We start from the raw sequence: 24,879 nt of genomic DNA on the forward strand, positions 1-24,879 counted from the left end.
CAGAGAAGGGAAAATATAGTACACAGCGTATAAGATTTAACTCCAATTCTTCTGCTTAATTTTTTGTTACATACTTATAAATTTTTCCCACGGCTTACTTACCAATTGCCAAAAATACGAATCTCTACGCAGGTGCTGGCTACTCTTTTATTGGCAGACAAGGAAATAATACTCCTATCGGTAATCGCAATTCAGTAGTACTGGAAAGTGGTTTAGAAACTGTATTGAGCACAAAAATAGTCGCCTTCGGTGATGCCAAGTATGGTTTAAATGCTTATCAAAATAGTGATGCTGACGCTGTTAGCTTTCAATTTGGCGTTGGCTATCGATTTTAATAACTCTTGGTTTTGAAATCGACGATGAATAGATAGGTAGTGAAAAAAAAGGTTTTAAAACTCACACTATCTATACTTCTCAAAAATCTTTTGTTAACCACTAGCATTTCTGGAGCAGAATCATGAACTCTCTAAATTTACATAATTCTCAACTAAGTATTTCTCCAAATGTTCGTATTACATTTCTGAAAAAGGACAAATTAATTGCTAGGTGGATTATTGAAGATAATAAGTTGGTGTGCCGATGGATTATTGTCTGAGTAATAGTAGCGCACAAATGTGCGCTACTACTGCGGTTAATTCTTTTTGACATTATATGTACGGAAAGCCCTATACAAGCTTTTCAAAATCTATTGGGACACAATTTGATTACTTTAAAAATCTCATTTAATAATTTTCTCAACCCTGCAAAAATAGTAACCAGTTTCGAGATATTAACCATTACCAAAAAGTTGAACCATTATGATTTTGTTCCACAAGTTCAATTTACAGGCGATAAAAACACAATTATCGAGAATTGCGATCGCCAGTAGCTTTTTCCTTTCTTTTGCTCCTGCATTAGCTTTTGCAGCAGTTTATGCAGCAGCAATTCCTCCTAAATTGGCATCAATTTCTCAAGCTCCTTATAGTCAATTAGTTTTCACAGGCTCGGTTTACGCAGTGAAAGATAAAGATTACAATCCTGGCAATTCATCTATTGGCTTCTTTAGTGTTTGGAGCAAAAACCCAGTCAACAAAGACCTCCAGGTAGGTGTGCGCTATCGTTTGCAAGATAAATATCTTGGCGAACCTAGTACTTATTTAACTGGGATGACAATTATGAATCACAATCAGCCCTTATTAACAATTAATCAAGTTATTAAGGAGGCTCGTACCAAAAAAGAAACTTTACGCCCTGGTTACTACGATCCAAATTACGTTGCCACAGATCCATTTTGGTCTGATCCTTTCTTATATCCCTCATTTGATGACTTTGATAACGGGCTATCCTTTTATGTACCGCCTTCTCACGATTACACAGGCATTACTCGCTTTGATATTTCTCGCCTTGCAGGTGCGATCGCCCAATTGCCCAACCAAACCCTCGATGTCCAATTGACATTTAATAATGGCGAAACTGAACACTGGCGCTTGGGAAAAAATACAGTACAAGCTCTCAAACAGTTAATAGCAATTAATCAATAATTATTTTTGTTATATCAAATTTTTTAGGGGTGCATAGCTATGCACCCCTACTAGGTTTTTCTTATCTTTTCACTAACTTATGTTTCTGCACCCATCAGACTATTACTCGTAATGGAAAATGTACATATACATATAAAGTCAATTCTTTAGGGCGTGTTTCCTAAAATGTCAGAATTATGAAATTAATAAAATTATTTGATCAAAACGGATATCACCCAGAATCTAGAGAATCTGAAGTAACACCAGAATTAGTCAGTAGTTTTGATGAAGTTGGTAATGATCATAACTTATCTCAAAAGCCTAATAAAAAGTTCAAAAGCTTACTGTTGATGATGGTAGGAGCAGGAGCGATCGCCATTACTAGTTTCGGTTATCATTGGTGGCAATATGCCTCAAGCCATGAAGAAACTGATGATGCCACAGTAGTAGCTGACATTCATCCAATCAGCGCTCGTATTTCTGATACTGTCCAGCAAGTGTTAATTAAAGATAATCAATGGGTAAAGAAGGGACAACTGTTGATTAAACTCGATCCCCGTGACTACCAGATTAGTCTCCAGCAGGCACAAACACAACTAGAAGCGGCTCGTCGTCAAGCAAATACAGCTAAAATCAATATTGCTTTATCTTCTCAGACGGCGATCGCCAGCAATACCCAAGCTCAAGGAAATGTTAGCAATGCTAAAGCAGCGATCGCCAGCGCTCAAGCACAAGTAATTCAAGCCCAAGAAGCTATTCCTCAAGCACAGGCACAACTGGCGCAAGCTGATGCTAATCTGCAAAAAGCCCAATTAGATTACAACCGATTCACGCAACTATATCAGCAAGGAGCGATCGCCAAAAGAGATTTTGATGCATTTCGTCAAACCTATAATGTTGCTGTAGCCCAAAAACAAGCAGCAACACAAGGAGTTCAAGAAGCACAAGCGAAGCTCTTGCAAGTGCAACAGGCGGTAACTAGCGCTCAAGCTGGATTGAAATCTTCTGAAGGTCAATTGCAAGGCGCAAAGGCAAAAGACATTGCAATACAAGTAAGTCATAGTAACTATGCTACAACTGAGGCAAAAATTGCTCAGGCAGAAGTTGCCCTGAGTAATGCCCAATTGCAACTTTCTTACACCAATATTACTGCTCCAACTGATGGCAGAATAGGTAACAAAAGTGTGGAAATAGGACAACAAGTACAACCAGGACAAAATCTCATTTCACTAGTGAGTACACAAAATTGGGTTGTGGGTAATTTCAAAGAAACGCAACTTAATCATATACATCCAGGGGAACGAGTAGAAATCAAGTTGGATGCTTTTGGCGATAAAACTTTTACAGGTAAAATTGATAGCATTTCGCCTGCTTCTAGCGCAGATTTCGCCTTACTACCGTCTGATAATTCGACAGGTAACTTCACTAAGATTGTGCAGCGTATTCCTGTAAAAGTCATCTTCGATCAAGAGAGTATCAAAGGCTATGAGTCTCTGATTACACCAGGAATGTCTGCCACAGTGATAGTAGATTTGACACATAGCAATTAGTTTGATGCAGTACAGATGCTCGTAAGGGCGTACATCTATCTGTGCGCCCTTAGCTGTGTTCCTAACTTATACCAATTTGAGAAAAGAATGCGACAGATACACACGTTTAAACCCTCTTTCCCCCTACCCCCCTTGTACTGAGCGCAGTCTTACCCCTCCGGGGAAGCAAGCTACGCGCAGCGTCTTGTAGAGAAGTATGCTCCCTGCCTTATCCTAACGATAATTATTTACGCCGGCCTACTTATTACTTGCGTTCCCTTATAACTTTCTCTTTAACTTCTTCCTAACTTATCCATCTTCGCCCATTTAGACTATACATTGAGAGAAGATTAAATTAACAAATAAAACGAACAAAGAAACCGCTTTATAACTAGTTAGATTCATTCAAGGAAAATCACCATGAACCTACATAAATTGGATGTCCTAAATCCAATCCGAAAAAAGTTAGGCACCATCATAATTTCTCATCCCAAACAAGCCCAAATTGTATGCCAACTTATTCCAGCTAGTTGTCCCTTTGCTAGAGAGATAAAATTTTTTAATCATACAATCGCTCACATTCCACCTTTATGTAAGCTCAATCCTTTATATGAGCAGTTGATGGAATTGCGATTTCGCGCTCTATGTTATCTTGCCTAGTGCGAACAGCAAACATCTGATGGCTTTGCAAATAATGCACTTGCTTTCATCCGAATCAAGTAGGGGCATATATCTGTACGCTCCCACCCAATCCTTTGTTTCTAACAGGTTTATTTATTAACGACAAAACTTTCACAACCAAGGAAAATATCATGAAAGGTATACTTAACAGTCTGATTTGTTCCAGCATCATTGGTTTAGGAATTGCAGGTGCAATGGTATTACCCAGTCGCCCTGCTGCTGCTCGCACCGTACCTGCGGGATATCAAACAGAACGCATTGAGTTTAACTCTGGTGCTACTTCAACAGTGGTATATCACAACAAAAACTATTATCCAGTTCGCTATGTAATTAGAGCAAATGCCAATCAATTGATGACTATCGAAGCAGATTCTTCCAAATCTCCTGTCTATCTTACAATGTCTGGTGCTGATGGAACACGCTTAATTCTTGCACCTCAGAATCTGACACATTGGCGCGGACGTTTACCGAAAACTCAGGATTATTATATTGAGGCGTTAAAACCAGCTAACGTTGACTATAACTTGAGAATAGCGATCGCTCCTAACACGCCACAAGTAAATGGACAACGCATTGAATTCGCGCCAGGAGCTACTTCCGAGGTAATTAGTGGTAGTCTTGCTCCTCACACTTCCCGCTCCTATTTTGCGAATGCTAGGGCTGGACAGCTAATGTCGGTAAATGTCAATTCACCAGGAGCAAATACTTCTTGGCTGACTCTTTATGGAGTTGATGGCACTGTACTCGAAAATGGCAATATGTCTGGCGCTCAATCTTGGTATGGACGCTTACCAAGGACAGAAGATTATCACATTCAAGTAGATAATCCAAAACCCTATCCGATCAACTACACCTTGACTGTGGCGATTCAGTAGGGGCGTATAGATGTACGCGCCTAACAGTATAAATGCAGTACCTACCGGAGGCGATCGCGCAATTCCCATCTACCAACTAAAACTTCAGGCATACAACTATTTGTACGCCCCTACTCACAAAGCTTCAATCACCAAAAATATTCTTGAAGGAGACACTTATGCAATTCAAATTCATCGCTGTTGTGCTAGGAACTATTACTGCTGCTAGCCTAGCTATTCCTATGCAAGCTCGCGCTGCTGAATTCAAACTAGCAAGAACATTTCACGCTGGTTTTTGGCAACCTGTAGCACGAGTCAATCCCCATAAACCATTACAAGTAGAGGTTATTAACCAGACTAATATTCCTTTGCAATATGGTTTGACAACTGATTCAGCTAAGACATTACTTCCAGGGAATGTTACTAACATAAGTTATATTTCTGTTCCCACTGATGTTTTGATTTATCCCTCTCAGCAAGAGGCTTCTCTAAAATACAAGGTGAATAAAGTTGGTAACACGACCATTGTAAAAGTTCGGCAAGTTGCCAGTGATACACCTGGAGATGGATCACTTGCTATTAATCGTACTGGAGCGGTTTACGTTTACTAAGGGTTTTACTTACTCACACAACACTAAAATATTCATTATGGGGAGAATACTAACATAGAAGTGTTCTCCCTTTTTCATTAATTAAGTAGGGGCGTACAGATGTGCGCCCCTAAGAGGATGTTTGAAAAGTCCTCTTCATGGTAACAAAACGTTCTAGATCCCCCTAAATCCCCCGATAAATTGGGGGATTTTGATTCCGGTTCCCCACTTTTTAAGGGGGGTTAGGGGGGATCAATAAGTGCCTAAAATCACACCCAACTACTTTTCAAACAACCTCTAAGAGTATCTATGTTTATTTGTAGTTAATTATTTCTTTCTGTACCTATATGGTAATTTCTTATCTTTACACTTAAGTTATCTATCTCCACCCACAAACATCTTATTAAAAGGGAAACTTGAAATATCAACTTCATGATTTCGAGGTTTTTCAACCATGATTAATTATACAAATTCTGAAATTCGCAGTATTTTGAACGGCTTAGGTTACAGAAGCCGTATCAACAGTAGCGATCCTAACTTTCCTATCTCTCAAGATGAGTCTGACTTAACTGATTTGACAACGCAAAAAGCGATTAAGAAATTTCAAGTGGATTATGATCTCACAGTAGATGGCATTGTTGGTTCAGAAACAAACGCCAAAATGCAAGATGAGATGAATAGTCTTCATGAGGAATTAAATCAATTATTGGGAGCCAATATTTCTCTAGAGCAACCTTTTTATGGACAGATAACTATCAATACAGTTCAACAATTCCAAAGAAGTTACACTAATCCAATTGATGGTCTTGCTAGTTTGACAGTTCGTGAGGAGCTATACACGATCGCACAAAATAACCCAGCACAGACTACGCAACTAAATCACACAGCAACCTCTACTGTTTTACAACATAGCTAATACAAACAGCTAGGTAGGGGCGTACAGATGTACGCTCTTACCTACTGAATAAAACCATGAAAAAAGAAGCCCAAATAAATGATTGCGATCGCATTATTTTTTCTTCTTTTTGTAAAGAAGATAAACCTAGATTTATCATTGGCAATGGCGGGGCTGGAATCACTCGCTTTGTAGACTATATTGCTGAGTCTTTCTTGGCACAAACAAAGGCAGAATATTGTATTGCTTGGAAAAAATCAGATACAGAGGAGACACTACAAGGTTTAGCTAATGGTTCAATTGATGTCGGCTGGGCTTATGGAATCGAACGGGTATATAAAGAGTACAAAGAACGTAATTTTAGTTTTGCACCGGTCTATATTTTTCGCGATCATTTCACTCTCATAGGCTCTCTTACCAATCCAGCAGCTTTACCTATATCTGAAGAACCTACACCGCACTACTCTAATCATCAAGTACTAAAGCTTTTTAAAAAGATTGCTTCAGGTCAATCTGGTGTTTATTTTTTAACACGCAATGACAAATCTGCTACCAATTTTATAGAACGGGAAATATTTAAAAAAATTCTTGGTCGTTTACCTGAAGTTGGAACAGATTCGTGGTATCTCCCGCTTAAAAGCAAAGAACATTATCCTGATACTGCTCTTCAAGAAGCTAACGAGCGAGGTTACTATACTCTGACTGACCGTGGTATTTGGAACTGGGCAGATCCTGACAAACGTAAAAATCTTCGTGTCTTCTGTGAAGCTGGGGATACGAATCCCAATGATATTTTGCTCAATCCTTGCCTAGCAATGTTAAAGAACACTAGTCCACCTATTGAAGCGATTCAGTTTGTAGAGTGGTTAGCTAATTCAGGTCAAGCATTTATTGAAGAATACAAATTACATAGAGTAAGGCTTTATAGCAAAGCTCCTATAGCAGTATTAAATCATTTTTGATAACCTAAAACCCCAAATTTTTATAAAAATTTGGGGTTTTATAACTTCTCAGATAAGAATAGATAGGAATAAATACATGGCTATGGGTGTACAGATGAGATGCACATCCCTAGTAGGCCACGGCGGAAATAGAGCAACCATTTAAAATCTCTAAAGAGCTTATTCCATAATACTTTTGATTTTGAACGCAAGTTCTTACCCTGCGGGAACGCTAAGAGTGTAGCAAGATCCCCGCAGGAGTAAGCTCCAATTAAAAATGTCAAATTAAAAAGTGAGGAAAATTCCTAAATTTTTAATTTTTAATTCTTCATTTTTAATTTCCAGAAAAGGTTGACTTACACCTTGCGGTACGAGTCATATATTTTTATCAGGTATTGCGTGAATTGATATAGCGGTTCCCGCATGGGTGAGGTGCAGAAAAAATAGATCCTCGTAGGGACGCAGATATGTGCGCCCCTACCCATGTACCTATTCAAATAAGAATGGGTATATTACATCTCAATCCAAAACTTTTTGGGTTGAGTTTGTGTAGTTGTCGTTGTTTGGGTGCTGTGGGTGGAAGTAGCTTTTACACCTCCAGCCAAAGCATTGTTGCAAACTCCTAAAATAGCTGAAATGCCAACAATCAGTGAGCCAACAAATAAGATTGATTTTTTGCTGATCGATGTTTTAGTCATAGTAGACATGGTTTTCTCCTTTGATTTTTTAATCAAGTTGACTTAAGATGCCCTTGAAAGATTAGTCTCAAGTACAAACGATAACTTTACTGACAATCAAAAACCGATTTGTCATCAAGGTTGCTAGCCGATTAGTTACTACCATTGAGCTAACAATTTAAGTTTCCCTGTTAGTAAGATATTTGTGGGTGAAGATAGATAACTTAAACGATAAGATAAGGGAAAGTCTAAATATTCAATTGATAAATGTCATTTAGAGCTTATTTATAAAGTATTACAGCCTCAGCCTAATTTAAATTTTTCTTAACTTATCCATCTTCACCCAACCGAACTCCATATATAGCAAAGATTGGAAATGAGAAATAATTTTCAGGAAGAACTTTTATGAATAAAGCAATTGCATTATACAAACACCCACCAAAGCCAACTTCTACATCTATTCCCCTGAAAACTTGGATAGGAGTATTCGGTACAATTCTGGGTGCATTCATGGCAGTGCTGGATATTCAAATTACAAATGCTTCTCTCAAAGATATTCAGGCGGCTTTGGGTGCTTCTTTAGATGAAGGCTCCTGGATTTCTAGCTCATATTTGGTTGCAGAGATGATTGTGATTCCTCTCACTAGTTGGCTACCGCAAATATTCTCCACCCGCCGTTATCTAATGGTGAATGTCGTTTTATTCATCTTGTTCTCAATTTGTTGCGCTCATGCTTGGGACTTAGCTTCAATGATTGTATTCCGAGCGGGACAGGGATTCACTGGGGGAATTTTGATACCGATGGCGTTTACTGTTTTGCTCACTTCCTTACCAGCCCCAATGCTACCAATGGGAATGGCATTGTATTCTGTCACTGCAACCTTTGCACCGTCTATCGGCCCTACCCTTGGTGGTTGGTTGACAGATAACCTTAGTTGGCAATACATATTTTATCTGAACATAGTACCGGGAATCATTGTGCTAGCAGCAGTCTGGTATGCTATCGATCGCCAACCAATGCGGCTGAACTTGCTCAAACACGGAGATTGGTGGGGAATTGGTGCAATGGCTATTGGGTTTGGTTCGTTGCAAATAGTTTTAGAAGAAGGCAGCCGTAAAGATTGGTTTGATTCTAGCTTGATTGTTTGCTTAACTGCGATCGCTACTTCTTTTATCATCCTATTTTTATTAATTGAACTCACCCGCAAACAGCCTTTTATCAATCTGCGTTTGTTTAGCAGACGTAATTTTACTTTCGCCAGTATCGTCAATGTCTGCCTGGGATTGGGGATGTTTGGCTCTCTGTACATTTTGCCCCTCTACCTAAGTGAAATTCAAGGATACGATGCCATGCAAATTGGAGAAGTAATGATGTGGGCAGGTTTACCGCAATTATTTCTCATTCCCTTTGTCCCTAAATTAATGCAGATATTTGATACACGATTAATGATTGCGGTAGGAGTCAGTTTATTTGCGATAAGTTGTTTCATGAATTCCCACATGACTCATGATACAGGTATGGCTCAATTGCGTGTATCCCAATTTGTGCGCGCAATGGGACAACCTTTGATTATGATACCCCTTTCTACTACTGCTACTGGTGGTATACCCAAAGAACAGGCGGGTTCTGCCTCCAGTTTATATAACATGATGCGTAACCTGGGTGGTTCCATTGGAACTGCAATATTAGCGACATTAGTAACAAATAGAGAACAATTTCACTCTGAACGTTTGGGAGAAAACATTTCACTCTACAGTTTAGAAACACAACAGCGCCTTAATCAAATGATGCAGTATTTCATGAGTAGTGGATCTGATTTGTCAGCAGCAAAAAAGCAGGCTTTGGCAACCATTGATAATATTGTTCGCCGTGAAGCCTACGTGATGGCATTTAACGACTGTTTTTATTTCCTGGCTTGTGCATTACTTATGAGTGGACTGGCTGTGATGTTTTTAAGGAAAGTGAAAGCTTCCGGGAATATAGCTGTACATTAAAATCCATGTCTTCGCCCATTAAGGTAGCACAGATGTGCTGCTTTACCCGATTATGTTTTTTATGCAAATGAAAATATCTATAAAATTAAAATGAGGAGATAATGAAGAGAAAACCATCAGATTCCTCTGTCAAACAAACAAGTATTGAAACTCACAAAACCACTTTTAGCCGACTGCTACTGTATGCAGCTTGTCTTGGTGTTAGTATTGGTTGTCTCTCTTCTGTTTACTACTTCGCTTTGCAACTAGGCACTCAGGCGATTTGGACTGTGTTGCTAAATGCTCTAGGTGTTAAAGATTTTCGCTCCTATACTTGGATAATAACAGCGATCGCAGGTCTGTTGGTTGGGTTGGTTGTATATTACCTGGGTGCGCCCACTGGACTGAATGCTGCCGTTGATGAGATTCACCGCGAGGGACGAATTGATTATCGCCAAACACCGGGTATGGTTATAGCATCTTGGTTATCGCTAGTATCTGGTAGCAGTGCTGGGCCAGAAGCTCCCCTTGTAGATATCAATGGCGGTATAGGAAGTTGGATGGCCGAAAAGCTTAAGTTAGGTAGAGACGAAACCAGAATTTTAACATTTTGTGGGATGAGTGCAGCATTAGGGGCTTTCTTTGGTTCACCCTTGGGTAGTGCGCTGTTGGCTTTGGAGTTACCTCATCGTTTGGGAATGGAATACTATGAAGCACTGATTCCAGTTATTGTATCAGCCATTGCAGGCTTTGTTATCTTTCGGTTGGCGACAGGATTAACTATTGGTGGTTTTTACGAGTTTCCTACTTATGCTCATACTGGTGTAATGCTTCTGCACTTAGCGAGAGAGAATATCAAACTGATTTCGCATCTTGTTCGAGTAACATAAGTAGCTTACGCAGCATTGGAATGGATAGTTGCAATTCATCAGCTGTGAATTGAGATAACAGGTGTTTCTCTTTCTCAAACAAAATAGGCATCACAGTATCCGCAAGCTGTATTCCTTTGGGAGTCAGTTGCACCATTACGCTGCGCCGATCCTCTGCATCACGGACACGCGTTACTATGCCATCTTGTTCTAGGCGGTCAATCCGGTTTGTCATTGCGCCTGAAGACAGCATGAGCAAACTATAGAGTTCAGTCGGTTTCAATCGAAAAGGTTGTCCCTGTCGTCGCAGTGTGGCTAACACATCAAATGACCACACGTTCAAGCCATACTCAACCAGTATACTTTCTCGGTGCTTTTCCAGAAGACGGGCAATTCGCAGTACCCGCCCAATTATGCTTACTGCTGAGGTATCCAACTGCGGCAACTCCTGTTGCCATTCCTCAAGAATGATGTCAATTCTATCTTTGTTCATATTGCCATTTTATCTTGACATCGAGATTCTTGACTTTTATCTTTATCTCAAGTATCTTGATATCAAGATATATTTGCAAGCATTCTTTATCCTTCTCATAAAACAACAGCCATGACACCCATACGTTTAGGTCTCCAGGGGTCTGTCCCTAATGATCAAAGCTACTTATATATTCTGCTGGCATTGGTAAATGGTGCTGTATTGCCGATTCAAAGCAATCTCAATGCTCAATTAGCGCGATCGCTCAATTCTGTACCCCTAGCCGCAGATATTTCTTACCTTGTCGGCTCAATTGCGTTGATGAGTTTGTTATGCACAGGTTGGTTTGGTCATCCAGATTGGTCTGCTTTAGCCAAAGCTCCCCGATGGAGTCTGATGGGTGGTTTATTCGGAGTTTGGTATATTACCTCCAGTACTTACTTCACCTCTATTTTGGGGACTACTTTGACTCAGGGGTTAATTATCTGTGGACAAGCGATCGCTGGCTTAGTGACTGACCATTTTGGTTGGTTGGGAGTTAACCGCCGTCGCCTGACAGCTAATCGTCGCCTTGTGATGGGGCTGTTAATTGTGGCAATTTTTTTGCTTTCGTTACCAACCTAATATTTTTCAGTATCATCTTATGGAAATCTTCTTAGCATTGCTTGGCGCTGGCTCGGCTGGGGGCTTCTCAACAATTGGCACAGCTGTAAATTCTCGATTAAAGACAATAATCCACTCCCCAATAGCAGCAGCAGCAATTAATTTCGTAGTTGGGTTTGGTATCCTCACATTGCTGCTAGCACTTGGTATTCTCCAACCCTACAAGCTTGATTTACTTTCTATTACTCCTTGGTGGGCATTTTTAGGCGGCTTGCTAGGTGCAATTTTCGTAACCTTAAGTACATTAATAGTTCCTAGATTGGGTTTAACAACAAGTACTTTAGTTGTCGTCTTTAGCCAGATGTTTATGTCACTGGTAATTGACCAGTTGGGATGGTTCGATGCTATTAAATATCCGATTACCACACCCAAGATATTAGGAATAGCCACATTAGTAGTAGCGATTGCAATTAATCAATTGGACAAAAACTATTTTGATAAAAACTTCAAGTAGTACCTTAAATAAGGTTAAAAAACTGGTATTTTTTAATCAGTTACTCACAGTGAAATTCCACAACCACACAGGAACATGGTTTCTCCCTTTATTCCCTTACATCTAAAATTGTAATAAAAACTATGGAATGGCTTAATGAACCTTCTAATTGGTCGCATTCTGATCAGCAAATTATCGCTACAACCGCACCAAAAACTGATTTTTGGCGTATGACTCACTATGGTTTTATTCGTGATAACGGACATTTCTACTTTGACCGAGTGACTACAGATTTTGTTGTCAATGTCAAGATAAAAGGAAGCTATAAAGACTTATACGACCAAGCAGGAATTATGATTCGTGCTGATGAGCAACATTGGATCAAAACTGGGATTGAGTATGTAGATGGAGTACAAAATCTGAGTGCTGTTGTCACTCACAACTATTCAGATTGGTCATTCACACCCTTGCTAAATACTCCTAACATTTTTCAGCTACGGGTTGAGCGATGCCAAGAGGCAATTCATATTGCTTATTTAGATGAATATGACCGCTATGTTCCATTTAGAATGGCTTATTTTCCAATTGAGCAAGACATTCAAGTCGGAATTATGTGTGCATCACCACAAGGAAATGGGTATGAGGTCATTTTTGAGGATTATAAATTAACTAAAAAAAGTGTTCAATGATGAATATTAAAGATTTAGCTGATTCTATTCTCCAAAAGCAATCAGAATTTTCAGTAGATAGAGGTTTTTTAGTTGCTGTCAGTGGTATTGATGGTTCTGGCAAAGGTTATATTACTGAAAAATTAATAACTTGCCATTTGGTAACTCTAAAAACGTTCTTAACCACTCATATTTCGTGCAGCCATACAATTCTATTGCCACCCAACTATCTGCTCCACATATCACTGCACAGATGACAATGGTTAAAATGTCAATCAACTTATGTAGTCTTGTGCAATCTACTCTTGGATCTTCCATCTGTGCAAAATGGTCAGCGATCGTAATTTTGGGCTTGAGCTTCACGCTTTTTTAGGGGCTTTCTTCTACTTCTAGAATGACTTTATCATCAAAACCTCATTGCTCAACCTCCATCCCGGAGAGCGATCGCTACCTTTCTTGGCTTCTTAGTATACCCGTACTATATTTAGATGCGTTTGCCCTGGTTAATACGACCATTAGCAGTCAATATTGTGTCCACTCAATTACTTACAATTAGTCAATTAACTTTTATGTAGTCGAGCTTTGAGCTTTTATTTTCTAACAGTAACTCAAGTTTGTAGCCAAAACCTGGAGATGGAAGCCCTGAAAGGCTTTCAGCGATTAGATTCTACCAAAATGACAAAAGCGATCGCATTCCCAATGGATGTAAAGAAACATTTCTGTTTCTTAGAAGCAACTGCACAGGCGGCACTGCCACCCGCTATGAATGAAAGAAACTATTTTGAGGCGACTAATGAACGGGTACATTAGAATTATCCTGACAGTTAAAACCGAACCCGCAATAGTGTGTTGAGCCTGATTAGGAGCATGGTTCTGGGGTATTATGGCTATGACATTGGTGAAGGATAAAGTTTCCTATCCCGTTTGAAAGATTATCTATGAGTACATCCCCAGGTCAGGACTATCCATAATAACTAGAACAGGGTTGCAGCAATGAAATTGCCAGCAAATCAAGAGAAGAAGCAGTCTATACCTGTGGTAAAACCTTCATCCACTTTAGAAGAAATTAACCAGAACGCGGCAGGAATAGACCTTGGGAGTGGAGAACATTGGGTTTGTGTGCCCACTGATAGAACTGACCAAAATGTTCGCCGGTTTGGGTGTTTTACCCCAGATTTAATAGCAATGGCAGATTGGTTAAAGGAATGCCGTATAGATACTGTGGCAATGGAAGCCACGGGAGTTTATTGGATTCCAGTATTTCAGATATTAGAAGCCAAGGGTTTTGAGGTCAAATTAGTCAATGCTCATCACGTTAAAACAGTCCCTGGGCGCAAAACAGATGTGTTAGATTGTCAATGGTTACAAAAGTTACATACTTATGGGCTACTGTCTGGTTCTTTTCGCCCAGAAGACCAAGTTTGTGTGCTACGCAGTTATATCCGTCAGCGAGATACCTTAATCAAGAGTGCTAGTGCCCATATACAACGGATGCAAAAGGCACTCATCCAGATGAATTTACATCTCCACAAAGTCATCAGCGATGTGACTGGTTTGACCGGAATGAAGATTATAAAAGCAATCGTTGCTGGTGAACAAGACCCACAAGTTTTAGCATCCCTCAAAGACCCACATATTAAAAGCAGCACAGCAGATATTGCTGTATCTTTAACTGGTGATTACCGCCGTGAACATTTATTTGTCCTCCAGCAAGAATTAACACTGTATGAGATTTATCAACAACAGATTATTGCTGTTGACGCTGAAATTGAGAAATGTTTAGCATCTTTTGAACCTAAAACTTTAGATGAACCGCCAACAACAGGAAGAAAACGCCGAAAAAAACCGACTGCAAATCACCCCGATTTTGATTTGCATAAATATCTTTATCGGATGGCAAGAGTAGATTTTACACTGATTGATGGTCTTGATGCTTTAACTGTTCAGACCATTTTATCTGAGGTGGGATTAAACCCGAAACGTTTTCCCAGCGTTAAACACTTCACCTCTTGGTTGGGTTTATGTCCTGGTCAAAAAGTGACCGGCGGTAAGGTCAAAAGCTCTCAAACTCGTACTGTTGTCAATCGTGCTGCAAATGCTTTTCGCATGGAGGCTTTTTCTCTGACTCACAGCCGTTCTGCTCTGGGTGCATTTTATCGCCGCTTACGTTCTCGCTTGGGCGCACCCAAAGCAATAACTGCTACTGCACACAAGCTGGCTCGTTTGTTCTACCAAATTTGGACAATTGCTGGACGATATTCTGATCCTGGTATGGAATACTATGAGCAAAAATACCAGGATCTGATCCTCAAAAATCTCCAGAAGAAAGCGCAAGCTTTTGGTCTTCAACTTGTCCCCAAATCTCAAGATAAGGAGGAAGCTTCATTTTATCAAACCCTTTCTACATAAGCTTTACGTCAAGTGTTTCTTGAAAGAGGGGTAATTCGCCGGACATGATATTACACCTGAAAGTCTCATTACGAAAGGTTTTCAAAAATAAACTTCCTCTTTAACCCCGACATTCATAAGGACACTTGCACAAGAAGGCTCTGCCGACTTGAGCAAAGTGTCCGTCCCACACTGCACTTCGTGTCAGATGTGGGGCTTGTGTCGGTTCAAGCTAAAGCTCAAAGGTAGTTACTTTAAAGAGTCTTCCGAGAGTACACCGAGGACTCTAAACGCTTCTACCCCCGCCTGCTTGCTCTCATCCAAAGTTGTGTTGACCGCGAGGTTATCTGCGAGAAACTTTTCAAAGTCTTCTCTCTCGCCTACGATCCTGTGCTGGTTTAATTGCAGACGATGAATAACATATATCTGCCCTTCATCATCAGATAATACGATAAAGTCGTTGCTTTTTGCTGTTGTAGACATGCCTCTCTCCTTCATGATGTCTTACTTGGGTAAGTTTTGACAGACTTTTAGCTGTGCAAAGTAGATGGCGTATGCTGCCGCTGACGCGGCTGCACTGGCAACCGAATTTGGAATATTGTTTGCAGCTCTGAGACTAATGTTGAGCGTCTTTGCTGCATTTACCTGGCAAGTATTTTGTGGGTTCTGCATGATTTCTTTTAATTGTCATCAGAGATGGTAATTTAGTCTTTCTGCCAAATGAATGTGTAGACCTTGCCACCATTGGCCCATGTACGTGGATTCTCGATGTTGTACATTTGGATATGGACACCAAAAGTCTTCGCTTTCCACAACTGAAGTCCATCCGATTGCACTTGGCTTGCCGGCAGTGTCGCCGAAGAAGTACTTTGACTGTCCTGAGACTGGCACAGCACCGTTGTATTTGACTGAATGCCTTTCCACCATGTGACACCTTGGAGTACCAGGGCCACAGAAATCATATTGGGGTCTCCGCCATCTGCGACTACGAGAGATACTATGTCGCCATCACTCAACTGTTGACCATTGATCAACTGTTCATAACTTACATTAATCATAATTTACACTCCTGTTAATTAAGTTTGAGAAATGCCGTTTGTTTCGGCTTACATATTCAATATTGAACTTTATTAATTTTTCAAAGTATCAAGATAGATAAGTTAAGAAAAACTTAAGTGTGAAGTTAAAATTTTGTAGTGAAAGGTTGTGTTTAAAAGGCTTTGCAATGGAATTACAAAAAATAAATTATCCAAAATTAATTCTACATTTGTAGAAGCGCACATCTGTGCATCTTTAGTATCTTAGCAGCTAAATTGCCTTTCTTCACCCTCAAATATTCTGATATATATAAGACTCAATATTATTGGAGAGCAATTTTTTAGAAACAATTGGAGAAGGACATGAGAGAGCAAAATCAAGGAAATTTACTCAGTAATAGATATTTTCAAAAAGTAGATATAGTTCTAAACCGGATGAATATTGTAAACTCATTATCGGAAATGCCGAATAGTCTTCAGGATATAATCTCTCCATTGCATAATTATTTAATGGCTCTGTATCAAAAATATCAATCACTTAAAGAGGGCAAAGTTGCAGACTATATTCCAGAATTGGGAAGGGCTGATACAGATTGGTTTGGTATTTCTATAGTCAATACAGATGGACAAATTTATCAGGTAGGAGACTACCAACAGTCATTTACTATTCAATCTATTTCTAAACCATTTGTCTACGGTCTAGCATTGGAGAATTATGGACGGGAGACTGTGCTGAATAGAGTGGGATTAGAACCGACAGGGGAGGCTTTTAACTCAATTGTTCTAGATGCAAAAAATAACCGCCCCTGTAATCCTATGGTAAACGCAGGAGCGATCGCCACTACTGATTTATTAACAGGTGAGGATAGTGGCGCACGGCTTCAACAAATACTGAAAATGTTCCATCTCTACACAGGTCGGCGGCTTGATGTAGATATTCCAGTATTTTTGTCAGAAAAAGCTACTGGGAGTAGAAATAGAGCGATCGCATACCTGATGCATAATTCTGGGATGATTAGTGACAGGGTTGAGGAAACTCTCAATATATACTTTCAGCAATGTTCCATTTCTGTTACCTGCAATGATTTAGCAATGATGGGAGCAACTTTGGCTAATAAAGGAAAGAATCCCATCACAGGAGAACAAGCAATCAAAAGCCATTACGTGCAAGATGTTCTGAGCCTGATGCATACCTGTGGAATGTATGATTTTGCAGGAGAATGGGCTTATCGAGTTGGACTTCCTGCCAAAAGTGGCGTTAGTGGCGGTATAGTTGCAGTCGTACCTGGAAAGTGTGGAATTGGTATTTTTTCGCCCCTTCTTGATGCTAAAGGTAATAGTATACGTGCAGTCAAAGTTTGTGAAGAACTTGCCAAAGATTTTGGGCTACATTTATATGGTGCTGTGGAACCTACTTATGATCTCGCATTTTCGATGCAGCAGCCTTATCCATTCCTCACAGCTACGTCTAGCGGTTGAAGGTTGAGAGGTAGCCACAGTTCCTCGCAGCAGGACAAAAGTGTAATGCTGGAGTAGTAGAGTTAAGAGGTTCATCCACAAGTCCAGATGAAGTGATTGGTGATTTGCTGAATGATTTGAGAGATGTGCGTGGTGGTGGTATTGTAGCCACACCAGTGAGTAATTCTGATATAGCTACTTTGTCGATCGCTTTCGAGGTTAATTGATTCCTGCATCCTATATATCTTTTTCTTCCACACTACCGGAGCTTTCCCTAAAAAGCCAGTCGATATCATTGTCAGAATTTTCTTCGCCATCGACTTGAAGATTTAAAGAAAGCACCAACTGCTCAATGTGGCTTTCAAGGCGGGAGATTGCCAAGACCAAAGAAGCAAGTTGTTTCCTATCCTTCTCAATTTCATTTCAAATCCCTATGCACAACAAACAGACACACTGCTGATGTGCTGAGGTTTTAACAAAGTGGAAATTGCGGAGACTTGCTCATCCAGCAACGGGTGAGAGAAAGTAGCCCAACAAAACAAGCAACAAGCAACACTATCGACTAGTGGTCTGTCCCATAAGTTCTGATTGATTAGTTTGTTACCAAAACCCCGTAGAGACGCGAAATTTCGCGTCTCTACAACCCCACAAAATTAATGGGACAGACCACTAGCGGCTGGGTCGTCATTTACTTGGAAGTCCCTAACTGTCCGTTAATGGCGGCTATAAAAGGACACTCCACATTCCCTACTCAGATTTCTTCTTGAAGCGATAAGCCATTCCAGTATGGCAACTCTTAGAGACTCTCAGCGATCGCTTACCGCTTTCATACTACAACGAGTTATTTATTGCAGTGTTGCATTGTTTATTTGTTGGATTAACCTATTGTTTACTAGCTGTATCGTCACTTCTGCTGCTGACAAACCAGGTTCTACTCTCTCTCAACAGCCGCTAGCAGTTTCGCCTGCAAGGATGACAGATACGGTGAAAGCAAAATCCCCAATTCTTGCAACTGCAAAATACTTGAAACCCTTGATTTATCGTTACAATAGTATTAGTAGTTAATAACCCCCAGAGGGTTACTCGTCGTTAGAAGATTCCTTATCTTCTTCATCATCCTTGTCAAAATTTGTATTGCTGAGGGGGACTTATGGGTGAATCGAAACGCAGAAAGGCAATATTAGGCAATCACTATGGTTTGCCTAATATTTTCAATGAAGTCCAATCAATGTGGACGCAGATTAATTTCTCGATCAAACGAGTCAAAGATTCTGATAATGGATCTTTACTTGTTCAGTGTTCCAACAACGACCGAGGATTCCATCAAGACACTATTGCCCAAATTCAAAAAGAAATAGAAAATTGGAAATGTGATTTGGATATTCCTATCTTGATCCAAGTTCTCCCAAGGGGAGTTCAAAATTCAGAAACTAAACTTTTTGATGGGTTCGTTACCCTTTGGTGCAATTGTCCTGAATTTGAATTGTGGCGAGAAATATTTGAAAGTGAACTCGTTAAGTAAACTTTGTTGCATTAAATTATTGTTTCCTCGCTGCACCATCATTTCTGTTGCCTCCACTCGATTTTGTACTCCCGTTCCACAGTTGCCAGCAATTTTGCCTGCAACGAAGATAAATAAGGTTTAGCTTGTTTCCCCAACCCCTGCAACAGCCAATCCACAGAAGAGTCACGGGTCGCCACTTGATGCAACTGCCGTAATCTCACACATAACTGCTGCATGAATTGGCAATCTTCATCAAGCAATTCCAGTAACTTCAGGTGTTCGATTTTTACGGTGTAGTCACCATCCCAGGTTTGAACTGTACAGCTATAGTCTCCAACATGGCTGACTACGCCCCAATAACCCGCTTTACCTCTCAAGTCTGGATTATCTTTGGGCAGAAGAACGCATATCTCCCCAATGTGGTAAGGATTGGGTAATTTCGGACTTTCGCGTATCCTATCTACAACATCTTTCACTATGCGACCGGATGGAATCTTATTGCCAGCTTGCTCTACTGCCTGCTGCCAAACATCCGCTTGCACAGCAGGTTCCAACTCGGCTTTCGCCAAAAAACGCAATTGTCGTTCGTTGGTCGGCATTGGAATTTGCCGACCAATGGTCGGCAAAAACTTTTGAAGATTTTCATATACAGCAGTCGCCGAAATCTTTAAGTACGCTGCATCACGACTATAATTGAAGCGTTCGCGGCAATACTCCTCAAAAGTCCGGTGCGTGGAACGGTACAATCGTCTGTCCCGCAACTCCATCAGCGCTTGACCTGCTTCTAAAAATGCTCTCTCCACACGGTGTTCTAAATGCAGGCGTAAGCTTTGTTCTTCCTGGGTCAACTCTGTAACTTCAACAGCAGTCACCGTAATCGTTGCTGAGGCTGGGTTGTCTTGGCCAGAAGTATTTTCGGAAGCAGAATCGGTTGCTGGCTTTGGTTCCCCAGATAACCCAGGGATAACTTTCTTGCGTCTAGATGGTGGTTTGTTCATTGCCCCACCTCTAGGCTGACAGCAGTCGAACAAATATTGAATTGTGTCATCATGAAATATAGTGTTTTTATTTGTGCCCCCATCCTTTAAATAGGTTGGGGTTTTTCATTGCTCTTTATATTTTGCACTGATGAAAGAATACTTTGACGAAAATCAGTCCAATACCACAGTTAACAAGAAAAACTTCAGTTTTCAAAAGCCTGAATTCAATTCTGACAACTGAATTCAATTTCAGCTTATTCTAGAAATACCCTCTTCAACACACGGGTAAAACAACGGCTAATGCTTGATTATTTGACCGCGAGTATTGCATTTTGGATGACTTTGTTTGGAGTACAAGAGTCGTTGTTAGAATTTCGCCTGGGTTATCTCGGTCGCTACTGGTTTCTTGCGATTAGCGCTAGCTTACTTCTGAGCTTTTTGCTCTCTGCCCCGATTACTATCACGCTAATCATCAAATTTGCGGTAGATCCATTTACTTTCCCAGGTAATCTGATTCTCTCAGGAATTGCTGCGGCAATCTTTGGTGTGATTCTCACCCTGGCGCAATGGCTGATACTTCGTCAAACCCAGATGACACCGAGAGTTTTTGCACCGATTAATACTGTTATTGGAATTCTCGTTTACTTCCTACTAGTGTGGCTCAATGAGGGTAGTTTGGAGTGGAGCGGTAATCCCATTCAAGGCTGGAAAACTGTAATAATATTTTTGGCTGGTGGTGCAATTACCGGAGCAGCCACTGGTAAAGCCTTGGATTTTTACTGTGAGAGAGTGGAGCAGCGATTAATTCAACTTGAGAGAGAAAGAGAAGAGAAAGAAAGGCAGAGAAGAGAAAGAATAGAAAGAGAAAGATTTGAAAGAGAAAAGCTTGAAAGTGAAATTCTAGAAAGGGAAATTCTAGAAAGAAAAATCATCGAGAGAGAAATCGCTTTGGAGGAAGAAAGAAAGTGGTATGAAGAACATGGTGATGATAATTTCGATTATGAGGATGAAGATGATGATGAATAATATTTTAGTATCAGTTTACACGTTAACCAGACTTAGGACTACATATTTTTTATTAACCTTTTAATATCAAGCAGATAAATGTTATCAGCTTAAGTTCAGGATGAAAACCATGATTTTCACTTGCAAAAATAATCCAAAATAAGCAATTCTGACAAAATAAGATAGGATTTGTCGTAAAAACTAGTTTTGTCAATTACTAGCACGCTGTGAATAATATAAGCAACTGCTTTTAATGAAGAACGATTGTTTCTCGTGTTTCCTATATTCCCAATTTAGCTGAGTTACGTAATTTATATGAGTTGTAAAAAATACATTGCTGGCATTCAAAGTATTGCCAAACTAAAGCTTACAAGCAAAGGCGGTATCCGCGATCGCAACCTACAGATACCGGATACTGCTAACTTCAACACCTATACTAACGCTTGAATACGTAACAAGCGCCATGCAGACTTAGTTGGTGGGCTGGTTGTGGTTAAAAAATATCAAAGTACTTTAGTAATCAAATGCTGGTGCGCTCAAAAATCAAACAAAAGTAGCTCTTTTGCAGTGTCGGCGCATCTAAAACGCTCACAAAAAGTTGACAAAACCCATAATTTTAGTAAAAAAAATTCAACCATTCAAGGTACATTGCGATTGTCCAATTATGGCTTGATAAATGATACAGTGTAATTTTTCGTTGCCACCTGAGTATGTTCTTCGTAAGGCCAAGCCTTTTGATATGTGGTTAATAGTATTTTTTGTGTTTAGAGCAAGGCTAGACCCCAGTCAATTAAGATGGCAGCAATTTTGGGTCATTGAATGTGATGGACATTTAGTAGCCTTCGGGCAGATCCGAAACTTTCACTTAGCACAAGAGCTAGGCAGTTTATTTGTTGCGCCGACTTGGCGAAACCGTGGTTTAGGGACTGTTTTGATACAGCATTTAATTACTCAAGCTAGTCAACCGCTTTATTTAAAATGCTTAAAACATCAATTGGTGAATTTTTACATTAAAAGAGGCTTTGTATCCGTTAATTTTAAAGATTTACCACCATCCCTCAAGCCAAAGTTTGGACTATCCCAATTACGAAAGAGGTTAACGAAAGCTTTTGTGCTGTTTATGAAGTATGAATATCCCAACTGAGCGCTTATTAACATTAACCTTTATCGCTGTATTGTACTCTTTCAATTACGAATATTTAAGTTGCACAATACTGCTATACTCTTGTGCGCCATTTAGATGACCTGGCTGAGTTTACAAGTTTTAACCTACAAGTATTCAAACCTTATTTTAAATATGAAAGAGGTCTTTTGAAACTATATACTGCTCCGTTATCGGGTTTTAAAAGCGGTGTTATGTCTTATTTACTACTCATTTCAGTGCCAGTTAATGCACAGATTATACCAGATACAACACTACCTACAAATTCCCATGTTGAACATGAAGGTAATACCAACCGCATAGAAGGTGGTACTATAAAAGGGAGCAACTTGTTCCACAGTTTTGAACAATTTTCCGTGCTTACTGGAAATGAAGCTTACTTTAACAACGATATAAATATCCAAAACATTATTACTCGTATTACTGGGAAGTCTATTTCTAATATAGATGGCATTCTCAAAGCCAATGGCACGGCTAATTTGTTTCTGCTCAATCCCAATGGCATTGTTTTTGGTAATAATGCCAAATTAAATATTGGTGGTTCATTTCTAGCTACTACTGCAAATCAAATTAATTTTGCTGATGATACTAAATTTAGTACAAACAATCCCCAACCTAATCCTTTACTAACAGTAAGTGTGCCTATTGGACTGCAAATTAATAGCAATCCCGGTACAATTCGCATCCAAGGTACAGGTCACAATCTAATTGGCCCTCCTTTTTCTCCTCTAATCACAAGTAGTAACGCCGCAAATTTACAAGTGCAACCAGAAAGAACTTTAGCAATTGTTGGTGGCGATGTAATTTTAGAGGGAGGTGTAATAACGGCTAGGGGAGGGCGAATTGAATTGGGCAGCCTCAGCAATGGTTCAGTCAGTATTAATCCGACGACCTCTGGTTGGAAACTGGGCTATGAAAATGTACCTTATTTCCAAGATATTAACCTCTCAAAACGCGCTCTAGTTGATACTAGTGGCATTGGCAGTGGATCTATACAGATAGAGGGACGCAGAGTTACGCTTACAGATGGCTCAGTAATCTTAAATCAAAATCAAGGAACACTACCAGGAGGCACACTAAACGTGAATGCTTCGGAGTCTTTGTCAGTGAGTGGTAGCGATCCAATTGCTAGGACAGCTGGTGGTTTGCGGAGCGAAACTTTGGGATTTGGCAAAGCTGGAGACATTGCAATTTCAACCAAACAGGTAATTATTAAAAATGGAGGACAAATAAATAATTTAACCTTTGGTGCTGCAACAAGTGGCAATATAAATGTGAATGCCTCTGATTCTATACAATTGCTTGGGGTTTCGCCTTTTGACCCTGCTGTTTTTAGTACTATCAGCACTGCAACTTTCAATTCTGGAAACGCAAACAATATTACAGTGTCAACAGGACAATTCGTTGCCACGGATGGAGGTAACTTGTCCTCTTCAACCTTTGGAACTGGTAGAGGAGGAGATGTCACTGTAAGTGCAACTGACTCTCTAGAAATAATAGGAGCTTCACCAATAACCTTTCAGCCAAGTATTTTATCTTCCATATCGCTCAATGCTGGCAAAGCTGGCAGCCTAACAATCAGTACATCAAAGTTGATGGTTCAAGATGGCGGGAGGGTTGACGCTTCTACTTTAGCAAGTGGGGAGGGCGGTAGTGTTACGATTAACGCCTTTAAATCTGTAGAGGTAAGTGGTAAGATACTTGGTTTTGGAGAGCCTAGTTTGGTGATCTCCAGTGCTAATATCGTCTCTCCAATCTTGCAAAAGTTATACAGACTCCCTTCAGTGCCTTCTGGAAAATCTGGAAACGTGACGATTAATACTGGTCAGTTGAGTGTTACAGACGGTGCTGAAGTTAACGTGAGAAATGACGGTTCTAACGATGCTGGAACACTCAGAATCAATGCTGTTTCTGTTTCTTTAAACAAAAAAAGTGCCATTACAGCAACTACTGCTAACGGCGAAGGCGGTAATATTTTCGTGAATACACGGTATTTGCAGCTAAGTAATTACAGTGTTGTAACGACGACCGCAGGTAGTAGAGGCAATGGCGGTAATATAAACATCAATGCAGATATATTAAGTGCTTGGGGGAAGAGCAGTATTGCTGCCAATGCTTTCTATGGGTATGGAGGAAATGTACTAATTAATACTAGAGGACTTTTTATTGCTCGTGACAGTCAAATTTCTGCAAGTTCTAAATACGGAATTAACGGCACTGTTAGCATTAACAATACTGGTGGTGAAATTTATCCTACTAAACTCAAATCAGAATCGATTCCAGTAGCTCCTCAAATAGCATCAGTTTGTCAAAAAAATTCAGATATGCCAATCAGTAAATTTGTGAATGTTGGCACCGGTGGACTGCCAGCTAATTCTGATGATATGCCATATATGAATTATGAACAGCAAAATAACTCTGTTTCAATCCACAATAATAATAACTTAGAGGCATCGAAGGCATCACAAACTGAAGAACCTATACAGATAATAGAAGCTCAGGGTTGGATAATAAATCTTGATGGGAATGTCGTCTTAACTGCACAAAACAATACAGCAACCCCTAATAGCTCATTATCTGCCTTAGCGTGTCGTTAAAAG

The 24,879-nt window shown here is 40.0% G+C and carries 29 protein-coding genes and 1 pseudogene; 22 read left to right on the plus strand and 8 right to left on the minus strand.

The annotated features are described in order from the left end of the window. The first annotated feature begins 457 nt into the window (after window positions 1–457). From H6G86_RS38430 to H6G86_RS31835, 8 genes are all read left to right on the plus strand, one after another. A complete protein-coding gene (locus H6G86_RS38430) occupies window positions 458–595 on the plus strand; it encodes a hypothetical protein (RefSeq protein ID WP_206758456.1) in 138 nt (45 codons plus the stop codon). 202 nt (window positions 596–797) lie between these two features. Then, a complete protein-coding gene (locus H6G86_RS31805) occupies window positions 798–1,520 on the plus strand; it encodes a hypothetical protein (protein ID WP_190937671.1) in 723 nt (240 codons plus the stop codon). A 176-nt stretch (window positions 1,521–1,696) separates the two neighbouring features. Next, window positions 1,697–3,049: an HlyD family secretion protein gene (locus tag H6G86_RS31810; RefSeq protein ID WP_190937672.1), complete on the plus strand. Its 1,353-nt coding sequence runs from the start codon at window positions 1,697–1,699 to the stop codon at window positions 3,047–3,049. Between the two features lie 399 nt (window positions 3,050–3,448). Then, a complete protein-coding gene (locus H6G86_RS31815; protein ID WP_190937673.1) occupies window positions 3,449–3,688 on the plus strand; it encodes a Mo-dependent nitrogenase C-terminal domain-containing protein in 240 nt (79 codons plus the stop codon). Window positions 3,689–3,840: 152 nt separating this feature from the next. Beyond that, a complete protein-coding gene (locus tag H6G86_RS31820) occupies window positions 3,841–4,584 on the plus strand; it encodes a hypothetical protein (protein WP_190937674.1) in 744 nt (247 codons plus the stop codon). A 158-nt stretch (window positions 4,585–4,742) separates the two neighbouring features. Then, window positions 4,743–5,174 carry a hypothetical protein gene (locus H6G86_RS31825; protein WP_190937675.1) on the plus strand — a complete coding sequence of 144 codons (432 nt, stop codon included), beginning with the start codon at window positions 4,743–4,745 and terminating at the stop codon, window positions 5,172–5,174. A gap of 433 nt (window positions 5,175–5,607) precedes the next feature. Then, a complete protein-coding gene (locus tag H6G86_RS31830) occupies window positions 5,608–6,069 on the plus strand; it encodes a peptidoglycan-binding domain-containing protein (protein WP_190937676.1) in 462 nt (153 codons plus the stop codon). A gap of 56 nt (window positions 6,070–6,125) precedes the next feature. After that, window positions 6,126–7,010, plus strand: coding sequence for a substrate-binding domain-containing protein (locus H6G86_RS31835; protein ID WP_190937677.1), 885 nt, complete (start codon window positions 6,126–6,128; stop codon window positions 7,008–7,010). Window positions 7,011–7,501: 491 nt separating this feature from the next. On the opposite strand, the gene H6G86_RS31840 is transcribed toward H6G86_RS31835, so the two are convergent. Then, on the minus strand, window positions 7,502–7,696 hold the full coding sequence (locus H6G86_RS31840) for a hypothetical protein (protein ID WP_190937678.1): 195 nt from the start codon (window positions 7,694–7,696) through the stop codon (window positions 7,502–7,504). A 375-nt stretch (window positions 7,697–8,071) separates the two neighbouring features. Between H6G86_RS31840 and H6G86_RS31845 the strand changes: the two genes are divergently transcribed. Both H6G86_RS31845 and H6G86_RS31850 read left to right on the plus strand, forming a co-directional pair. After that, a complete protein-coding gene (locus H6G86_RS31845; protein ID WP_190937679.1) occupies window positions 8,072–9,661 on the plus strand; it encodes a DHA2 family efflux MFS transporter permease subunit in 1,590 nt (529 codons plus the stop codon). Window positions 9,662–9,762: 101 nt separating this feature from the next. After that, window positions 9,763–10,530 carry a chloride channel protein gene (locus H6G86_RS31850; protein WP_190937680.1) on the plus strand — a complete coding sequence of 256 codons (768 nt, stop codon included), beginning with the start codon at window positions 9,763–9,765 and terminating at the stop codon, window positions 10,528–10,530. On the opposite strand, the gene H6G86_RS31855 is transcribed toward H6G86_RS31850, so the two are convergent. Further along, entirely contained in the window at window positions 10,496–11,002 is a 507-nt protein-coding gene (locus H6G86_RS31855) for a MarR family winged helix-turn-helix transcriptional regulator (protein WP_190937681.1), read from the minus strand. The two genes, H6G86_RS31850 and H6G86_RS31855, sit on opposite strands and share 35 nt — an antisense overlap. Window positions 11,003–11,113: 111 nt before the next feature. Between H6G86_RS31855 and H6G86_RS31860 the strand changes: the two genes are divergently transcribed. From H6G86_RS31860 to H6G86_RS31870, 3 genes are all read left to right on the plus strand, one after another. Continuing rightward, window positions 11,114–11,605 carry a DMT family transporter gene (locus tag H6G86_RS31860; protein WP_190937682.1) on the plus strand — a complete coding sequence of 164 codons (492 nt, stop codon included), beginning with the start codon at window positions 11,114–11,116 and terminating at the stop codon, window positions 11,603–11,605. 19 nt (window positions 11,606–11,624) lie between these two features. Next, window positions 11,625–12,098 carry a DMT family transporter gene (locus H6G86_RS31865; RefSeq protein ID WP_190937683.1) on the plus strand — a complete coding sequence of 158 codons (474 nt, stop codon included), beginning with the start codon at window positions 11,625–11,627 and terminating at the stop codon, window positions 12,096–12,098. 122 nt (window positions 12,099–12,220) lie between these two features. Beyond that, a complete protein-coding gene (locus H6G86_RS31870) occupies window positions 12,221–12,766 on the plus strand; it encodes a DUF1349 domain-containing protein (RefSeq protein WP_190937684.1) in 546 nt (181 codons plus the stop codon). Window positions 12,767–12,898: 132 nt separating this feature from the next. Here H6G86_RS31870 and H6G86_RS31875 read toward each other — a convergent pair. Next, window positions 12,899–13,108: pseudogene (locus H6G86_RS31875) on the minus strand (transposase family protein); the annotation flags it as partial. 270 nt (window positions 13,109–13,378) lie between these two features. Here H6G86_RS31875 and H6G86_RS31880 point away from each other — a divergent pair. Together H6G86_RS31880 and H6G86_RS31885 are read left to right on the plus strand one after the other, a co-directional pair. Next, the gene (locus H6G86_RS31880; protein WP_190937685.1) at window positions 13,379–13,555 is read left to right on the plus strand and encodes a hypothetical protein; all 177 of its coding nucleotides are present in this window, start codon (window positions 13,379–13,381) and stop codon (window positions 13,553–13,555) included. A gap of 225 nt (window positions 13,556–13,780) precedes the next feature. Then, complete coding sequence (locus H6G86_RS31885; RefSeq protein ID WP_190937697.1) at window positions 13,781–15,154, plus strand: IS110 family RNA-guided transposase; 1,374 nt, start codon at window positions 13,781–13,783, stop codon at window positions 15,152–15,154. A gap of 228 nt (window positions 15,155–15,382) precedes the next feature. Here the strand turns inward: H6G86_RS31885 and H6G86_RS31890 are convergent, their stop codons facing one another. From H6G86_RS31890 to H6G86_RS31900, 3 genes are read right to left on the minus strand one after another with little or no spacing between them, the layout of a single operon-like run. After that, window positions 15,383–15,616: a hypothetical protein gene (locus H6G86_RS31890; protein ID WP_190937686.1), complete on the minus strand. Its 234-nt coding sequence runs from the start codon at window positions 15,614–15,616 to the stop codon at window positions 15,383–15,385. Between the two features lie 21 nt (window positions 15,617–15,637). Beyond that, entirely contained in the window at window positions 15,638–15,805 is a 168-nt protein-coding gene (locus H6G86_RS31895) for a hypothetical protein (protein WP_190884429.1), read from the minus strand. 32 nt (window positions 15,806–15,837) lie between these two features. After that, window positions 15,838–16,191 (minus strand): hypothetical protein, encoded by a 354-nt coding sequence (locus H6G86_RS31900; RefSeq protein ID WP_190937687.1) that lies wholly within the window; start codon window positions 16,189–16,191, stop codon window positions 15,838–15,840. Window positions 16,192–16,632: 441 nt separating this feature from the next. Between H6G86_RS31900 and glsA the strand changes: the two genes are divergently transcribed. Continuing rightward, window positions 16,633–17,649 carry a glutaminase A gene (glsA, locus tag H6G86_RS31905; protein ID WP_199338508.1) on the plus strand — a complete coding sequence of 339 codons (1,017 nt, stop codon included), beginning with the start codon at window positions 16,633–16,635 and terminating at the stop codon, window positions 17,647–17,649. A gap of 216 nt (window positions 17,650–17,865) precedes the next feature. Here glsA and H6G86_RS39100 read toward each other — a convergent pair whose 3' ends face one another. Beyond that, window positions 17,866–18,009 carry a hypothetical protein gene (locus H6G86_RS39100; protein WP_242065076.1) on the minus strand — a complete coding sequence of 48 codons (144 nt, stop codon included), beginning with the start codon at window positions 18,007–18,009 and terminating at the stop codon, window positions 17,866–17,868. Window positions 18,010–18,414: 405 nt separating this feature from the next. Between H6G86_RS39100 and H6G86_RS31915 the strand changes: the two genes are divergently transcribed. Together H6G86_RS31915 and H6G86_RS31920 are read left to right on the plus strand one after the other, a co-directional pair. Continuing rightward, window positions 18,415–18,693: a hypothetical protein gene (locus tag H6G86_RS31915; protein WP_190937688.1), complete on the plus strand. Its 279-nt coding sequence runs from the start codon at window positions 18,415–18,417 to the stop codon at window positions 18,691–18,693. An 85-nt stretch (window positions 18,694–18,778) separates the two neighbouring features. After that, complete coding sequence (locus H6G86_RS31920) at window positions 18,779–19,150, plus strand: hypothetical protein (RefSeq protein WP_190937689.1); 372 nt, start codon at window positions 18,779–18,781, stop codon at window positions 19,148–19,150. Between the two features lie 38 nt (window positions 19,151–19,188). On the opposite strand, the gene H6G86_RS31925 is transcribed toward H6G86_RS31920, so the two are convergent. After that, window positions 19,189–20,130 (minus strand): hypothetical protein, encoded by a 942-nt coding sequence (locus H6G86_RS31925; RefSeq protein ID WP_190937690.1) that lies wholly within the window; start codon window positions 20,128–20,130, stop codon window positions 19,189–19,191. 282 nt (window positions 20,131–20,412) lie between these two features. Here H6G86_RS31925 and H6G86_RS39105 point away from each other — a divergent pair, with 282 nt between their 5' ends. The 4 genes from H6G86_RS39105 to H6G86_RS31940 all read left to right on the plus strand — a co-directional run bounded on the left by H6G86_RS39105 (window position 20,413) and on the right by H6G86_RS31940 (window position 24,876). Continuing rightward, window positions 20,413–21,138: a hypothetical protein gene (locus H6G86_RS39105; RefSeq protein WP_242065077.1), complete on the plus strand. Its 726-nt coding sequence runs from the start codon at window positions 20,413–20,415 to the stop codon at window positions 21,136–21,138. A gap of 294 nt (window positions 21,139–21,432) precedes the next feature. Next, window positions 21,433–21,564, plus strand: a complete 132-nt coding sequence (locus H6G86_RS39715) for a hypothetical protein (RefSeq protein ID WP_277883696.1) — start codon at window positions 21,433–21,435, stop codon at window positions 21,562–21,564. A gap of 229 nt (window positions 21,565–21,793) precedes the next feature. Then, window positions 21,794–22,261, plus strand: coding sequence for a GNAT family N-acetyltransferase (locus H6G86_RS31935; protein ID WP_190901087.1), 468 nt, complete (start codon window positions 21,794–21,796; stop codon window positions 22,259–22,261). 212 nt (window positions 22,262–22,473) lie between these two features. Then, window positions 22,474–24,876, plus strand: a complete 2,403-nt coding sequence (locus tag H6G86_RS31940; RefSeq protein WP_190937691.1) for a two-partner secretion domain-containing protein — start codon at window positions 22,474–22,476, stop codon at window positions 24,874–24,876. The last annotated feature ends 3 nt before the right edge of the window (window positions 24,877–24,879 follow it).

The sequence above is a fragment of the Nostoc sp. FACHB-133 genome (genome assembly GCF_014698055.1).
GTDB lineage: Bacteria > Cyanobacteriota > Cyanobacteriia > Cyanobacteriales > Nostocaceae > Nostoc.

Excerpts from the sequence above, each read along its gene's own strand:
- H6G86_RS31855 (WP_190937681.1), bottom strand. The coding sequence starts at position 11,002 with ATGAACAAAGATAGAATTGACATCATTCTTGAGGAATGGCAACAGGAG.
- H6G86_RS31850 (WP_190937680.1), top strand. The coding sequence starts at position 9,763 with ATGAAGAGAAAACCATCAGATTCCTCTGTCAAACAAACAAGTATTGAA.
- H6G86_RS31880 (WP_190937685.1), top strand. The coding sequence starts at position 13,379 with ATGGAAGCCCTGAAAGGCTTTCAGCGATTAGATTCTACCAAAATGACA.
- H6G86_RS31825 (WP_190937675.1), top strand. The coding sequence starts at position 4,743 with ATGCAATTCAAATTCATCGCTGTTGTGCTAGGAACTATTACTGCTGCT.
- H6G86_RS31840 (WP_190937678.1), bottom strand. The coding sequence starts at position 7,696 with ATGTCTACTATGACTAAAACATCGATCAGCAAAAAATCAATCTTATTT.
- H6G86_RS38430 (WP_206758456.1), top strand. The coding sequence starts at position 458 with ATGAACTCTCTAAATTTACATAATTCTCAACTAAGTATTTCTCCAAAT.
- H6G86_RS31890 (WP_190937686.1), bottom strand. The coding sequence starts at position 15,616 with ATGTCTACAACAGCAAAAAGCAACGACTTTATCGTATTATCTGATGAT.
- H6G86_RS31870 (WP_190937684.1), top strand. The coding sequence starts at position 12,221 with ATGGAATGGCTTAATGAACCTTCTAATTGGTCGCATTCTGATCAGCAA.
- H6G86_RS31895 (WP_190884429.1), bottom strand. The coding sequence starts at position 15,805 with ATGCAGAACCCACAAAATACTTGCCAGGTAAATGCAGCAAAGACGCTC.
- glsA (WP_199338508.1), top strand. The coding sequence starts at position 16,633 with ATGCCGAATAGTCTTCAGGATATAATCTCTCCATTGCATAATTATTTA.
- H6G86_RS31925 (WP_190937690.1), bottom strand. The coding sequence starts at position 20,130 with ATGAACAAACCACCATCTAGACGCAAGAAAGTTATCCCTGGGTTATCT.
- H6G86_RS31815 (WP_190937673.1), top strand. The coding sequence starts at position 3,449 with ATGAACCTACATAAATTGGATGTCCTAAATCCAATCCGAAAAAAGTTA.
- H6G86_RS31835 (WP_190937677.1), top strand. The coding sequence starts at position 6,126 with ATGAAAAAAGAAGCCCAAATAAATGATTGCGATCGCATTATTTTTTCT.
- H6G86_RS31830 (WP_190937676.1), top strand. The coding sequence starts at position 5,608 with ATGATTAATTATACAAATTCTGAAATTCGCAGTATTTTGAACGGCTTA.
- H6G86_RS31845 (WP_190937679.1), top strand. The coding sequence starts at position 8,072 with ATGAATAAAGCAATTGCATTATACAAACACCCACCAAAGCCAACTTCT.
- H6G86_RS39105 (WP_242065077.1), top strand. The coding sequence starts at position 20,413 with ATGCTTGATTATTTGACCGCGAGTATTGCATTTTGGATGACTTTGTTT.
- H6G86_RS31900 (WP_190937687.1), bottom strand. The coding sequence starts at position 16,191 with ATGATTAATGTAAGTTATGAACAGTTGATCAATGGTCAACAGTTGAGT.
- H6G86_RS31860 (WP_190937682.1), top strand. The coding sequence starts at position 11,114 with ATGACACCCATACGTTTAGGTCTCCAGGGGTCTGTCCCTAATGATCAA.
- H6G86_RS31820 (WP_190937674.1), top strand. The coding sequence starts at position 3,841 with ATGAAAGGTATACTTAACAGTCTGATTTGTTCCAGCATCATTGGTTTA.
- H6G86_RS31940 (WP_190937691.1), top strand. The coding sequence starts at position 22,474 with ATGTCTTATTTACTACTCATTTCAGTGCCAGTTAATGCACAGATTATA.
- H6G86_RS31805 (WP_190937671.1), top strand. The coding sequence starts at position 798 with ATGATTTTGTTCCACAAGTTCAATTTACAGGCGATAAAAACACAATTA.
- H6G86_RS31915 (WP_190937688.1), top strand. The coding sequence starts at position 18,415 with ATGGCAACTCTTAGAGACTCTCAGCGATCGCTTACCGCTTTCATACTA.
- H6G86_RS31935 (WP_190901087.1), top strand. The coding sequence starts at position 21,794 with ATGATACAGTGTAATTTTTCGTTGCCACCTGAGTATGTTCTTCGTAAG.
- H6G86_RS31810 (WP_190937672.1), top strand. The coding sequence starts at position 1,697 with ATGAAATTAATAAAATTATTTGATCAAAACGGATATCACCCAGAATCT.
- H6G86_RS39715 (WP_277883696.1), top strand. The coding sequence starts at position 21,433 with ATGAGTTGTAAAAAATACATTGCTGGCATTCAAAGTATTGCCAAACTA.
- H6G86_RS31865 (WP_190937683.1), top strand. The coding sequence starts at position 11,625 with ATGGAAATCTTCTTAGCATTGCTTGGCGCTGGCTCGGCTGGGGGCTTC.
- H6G86_RS31920 (WP_190937689.1), top strand. The coding sequence starts at position 18,779 with ATGGGTGAATCGAAACGCAGAAAGGCAATATTAGGCAATCACTATGGT.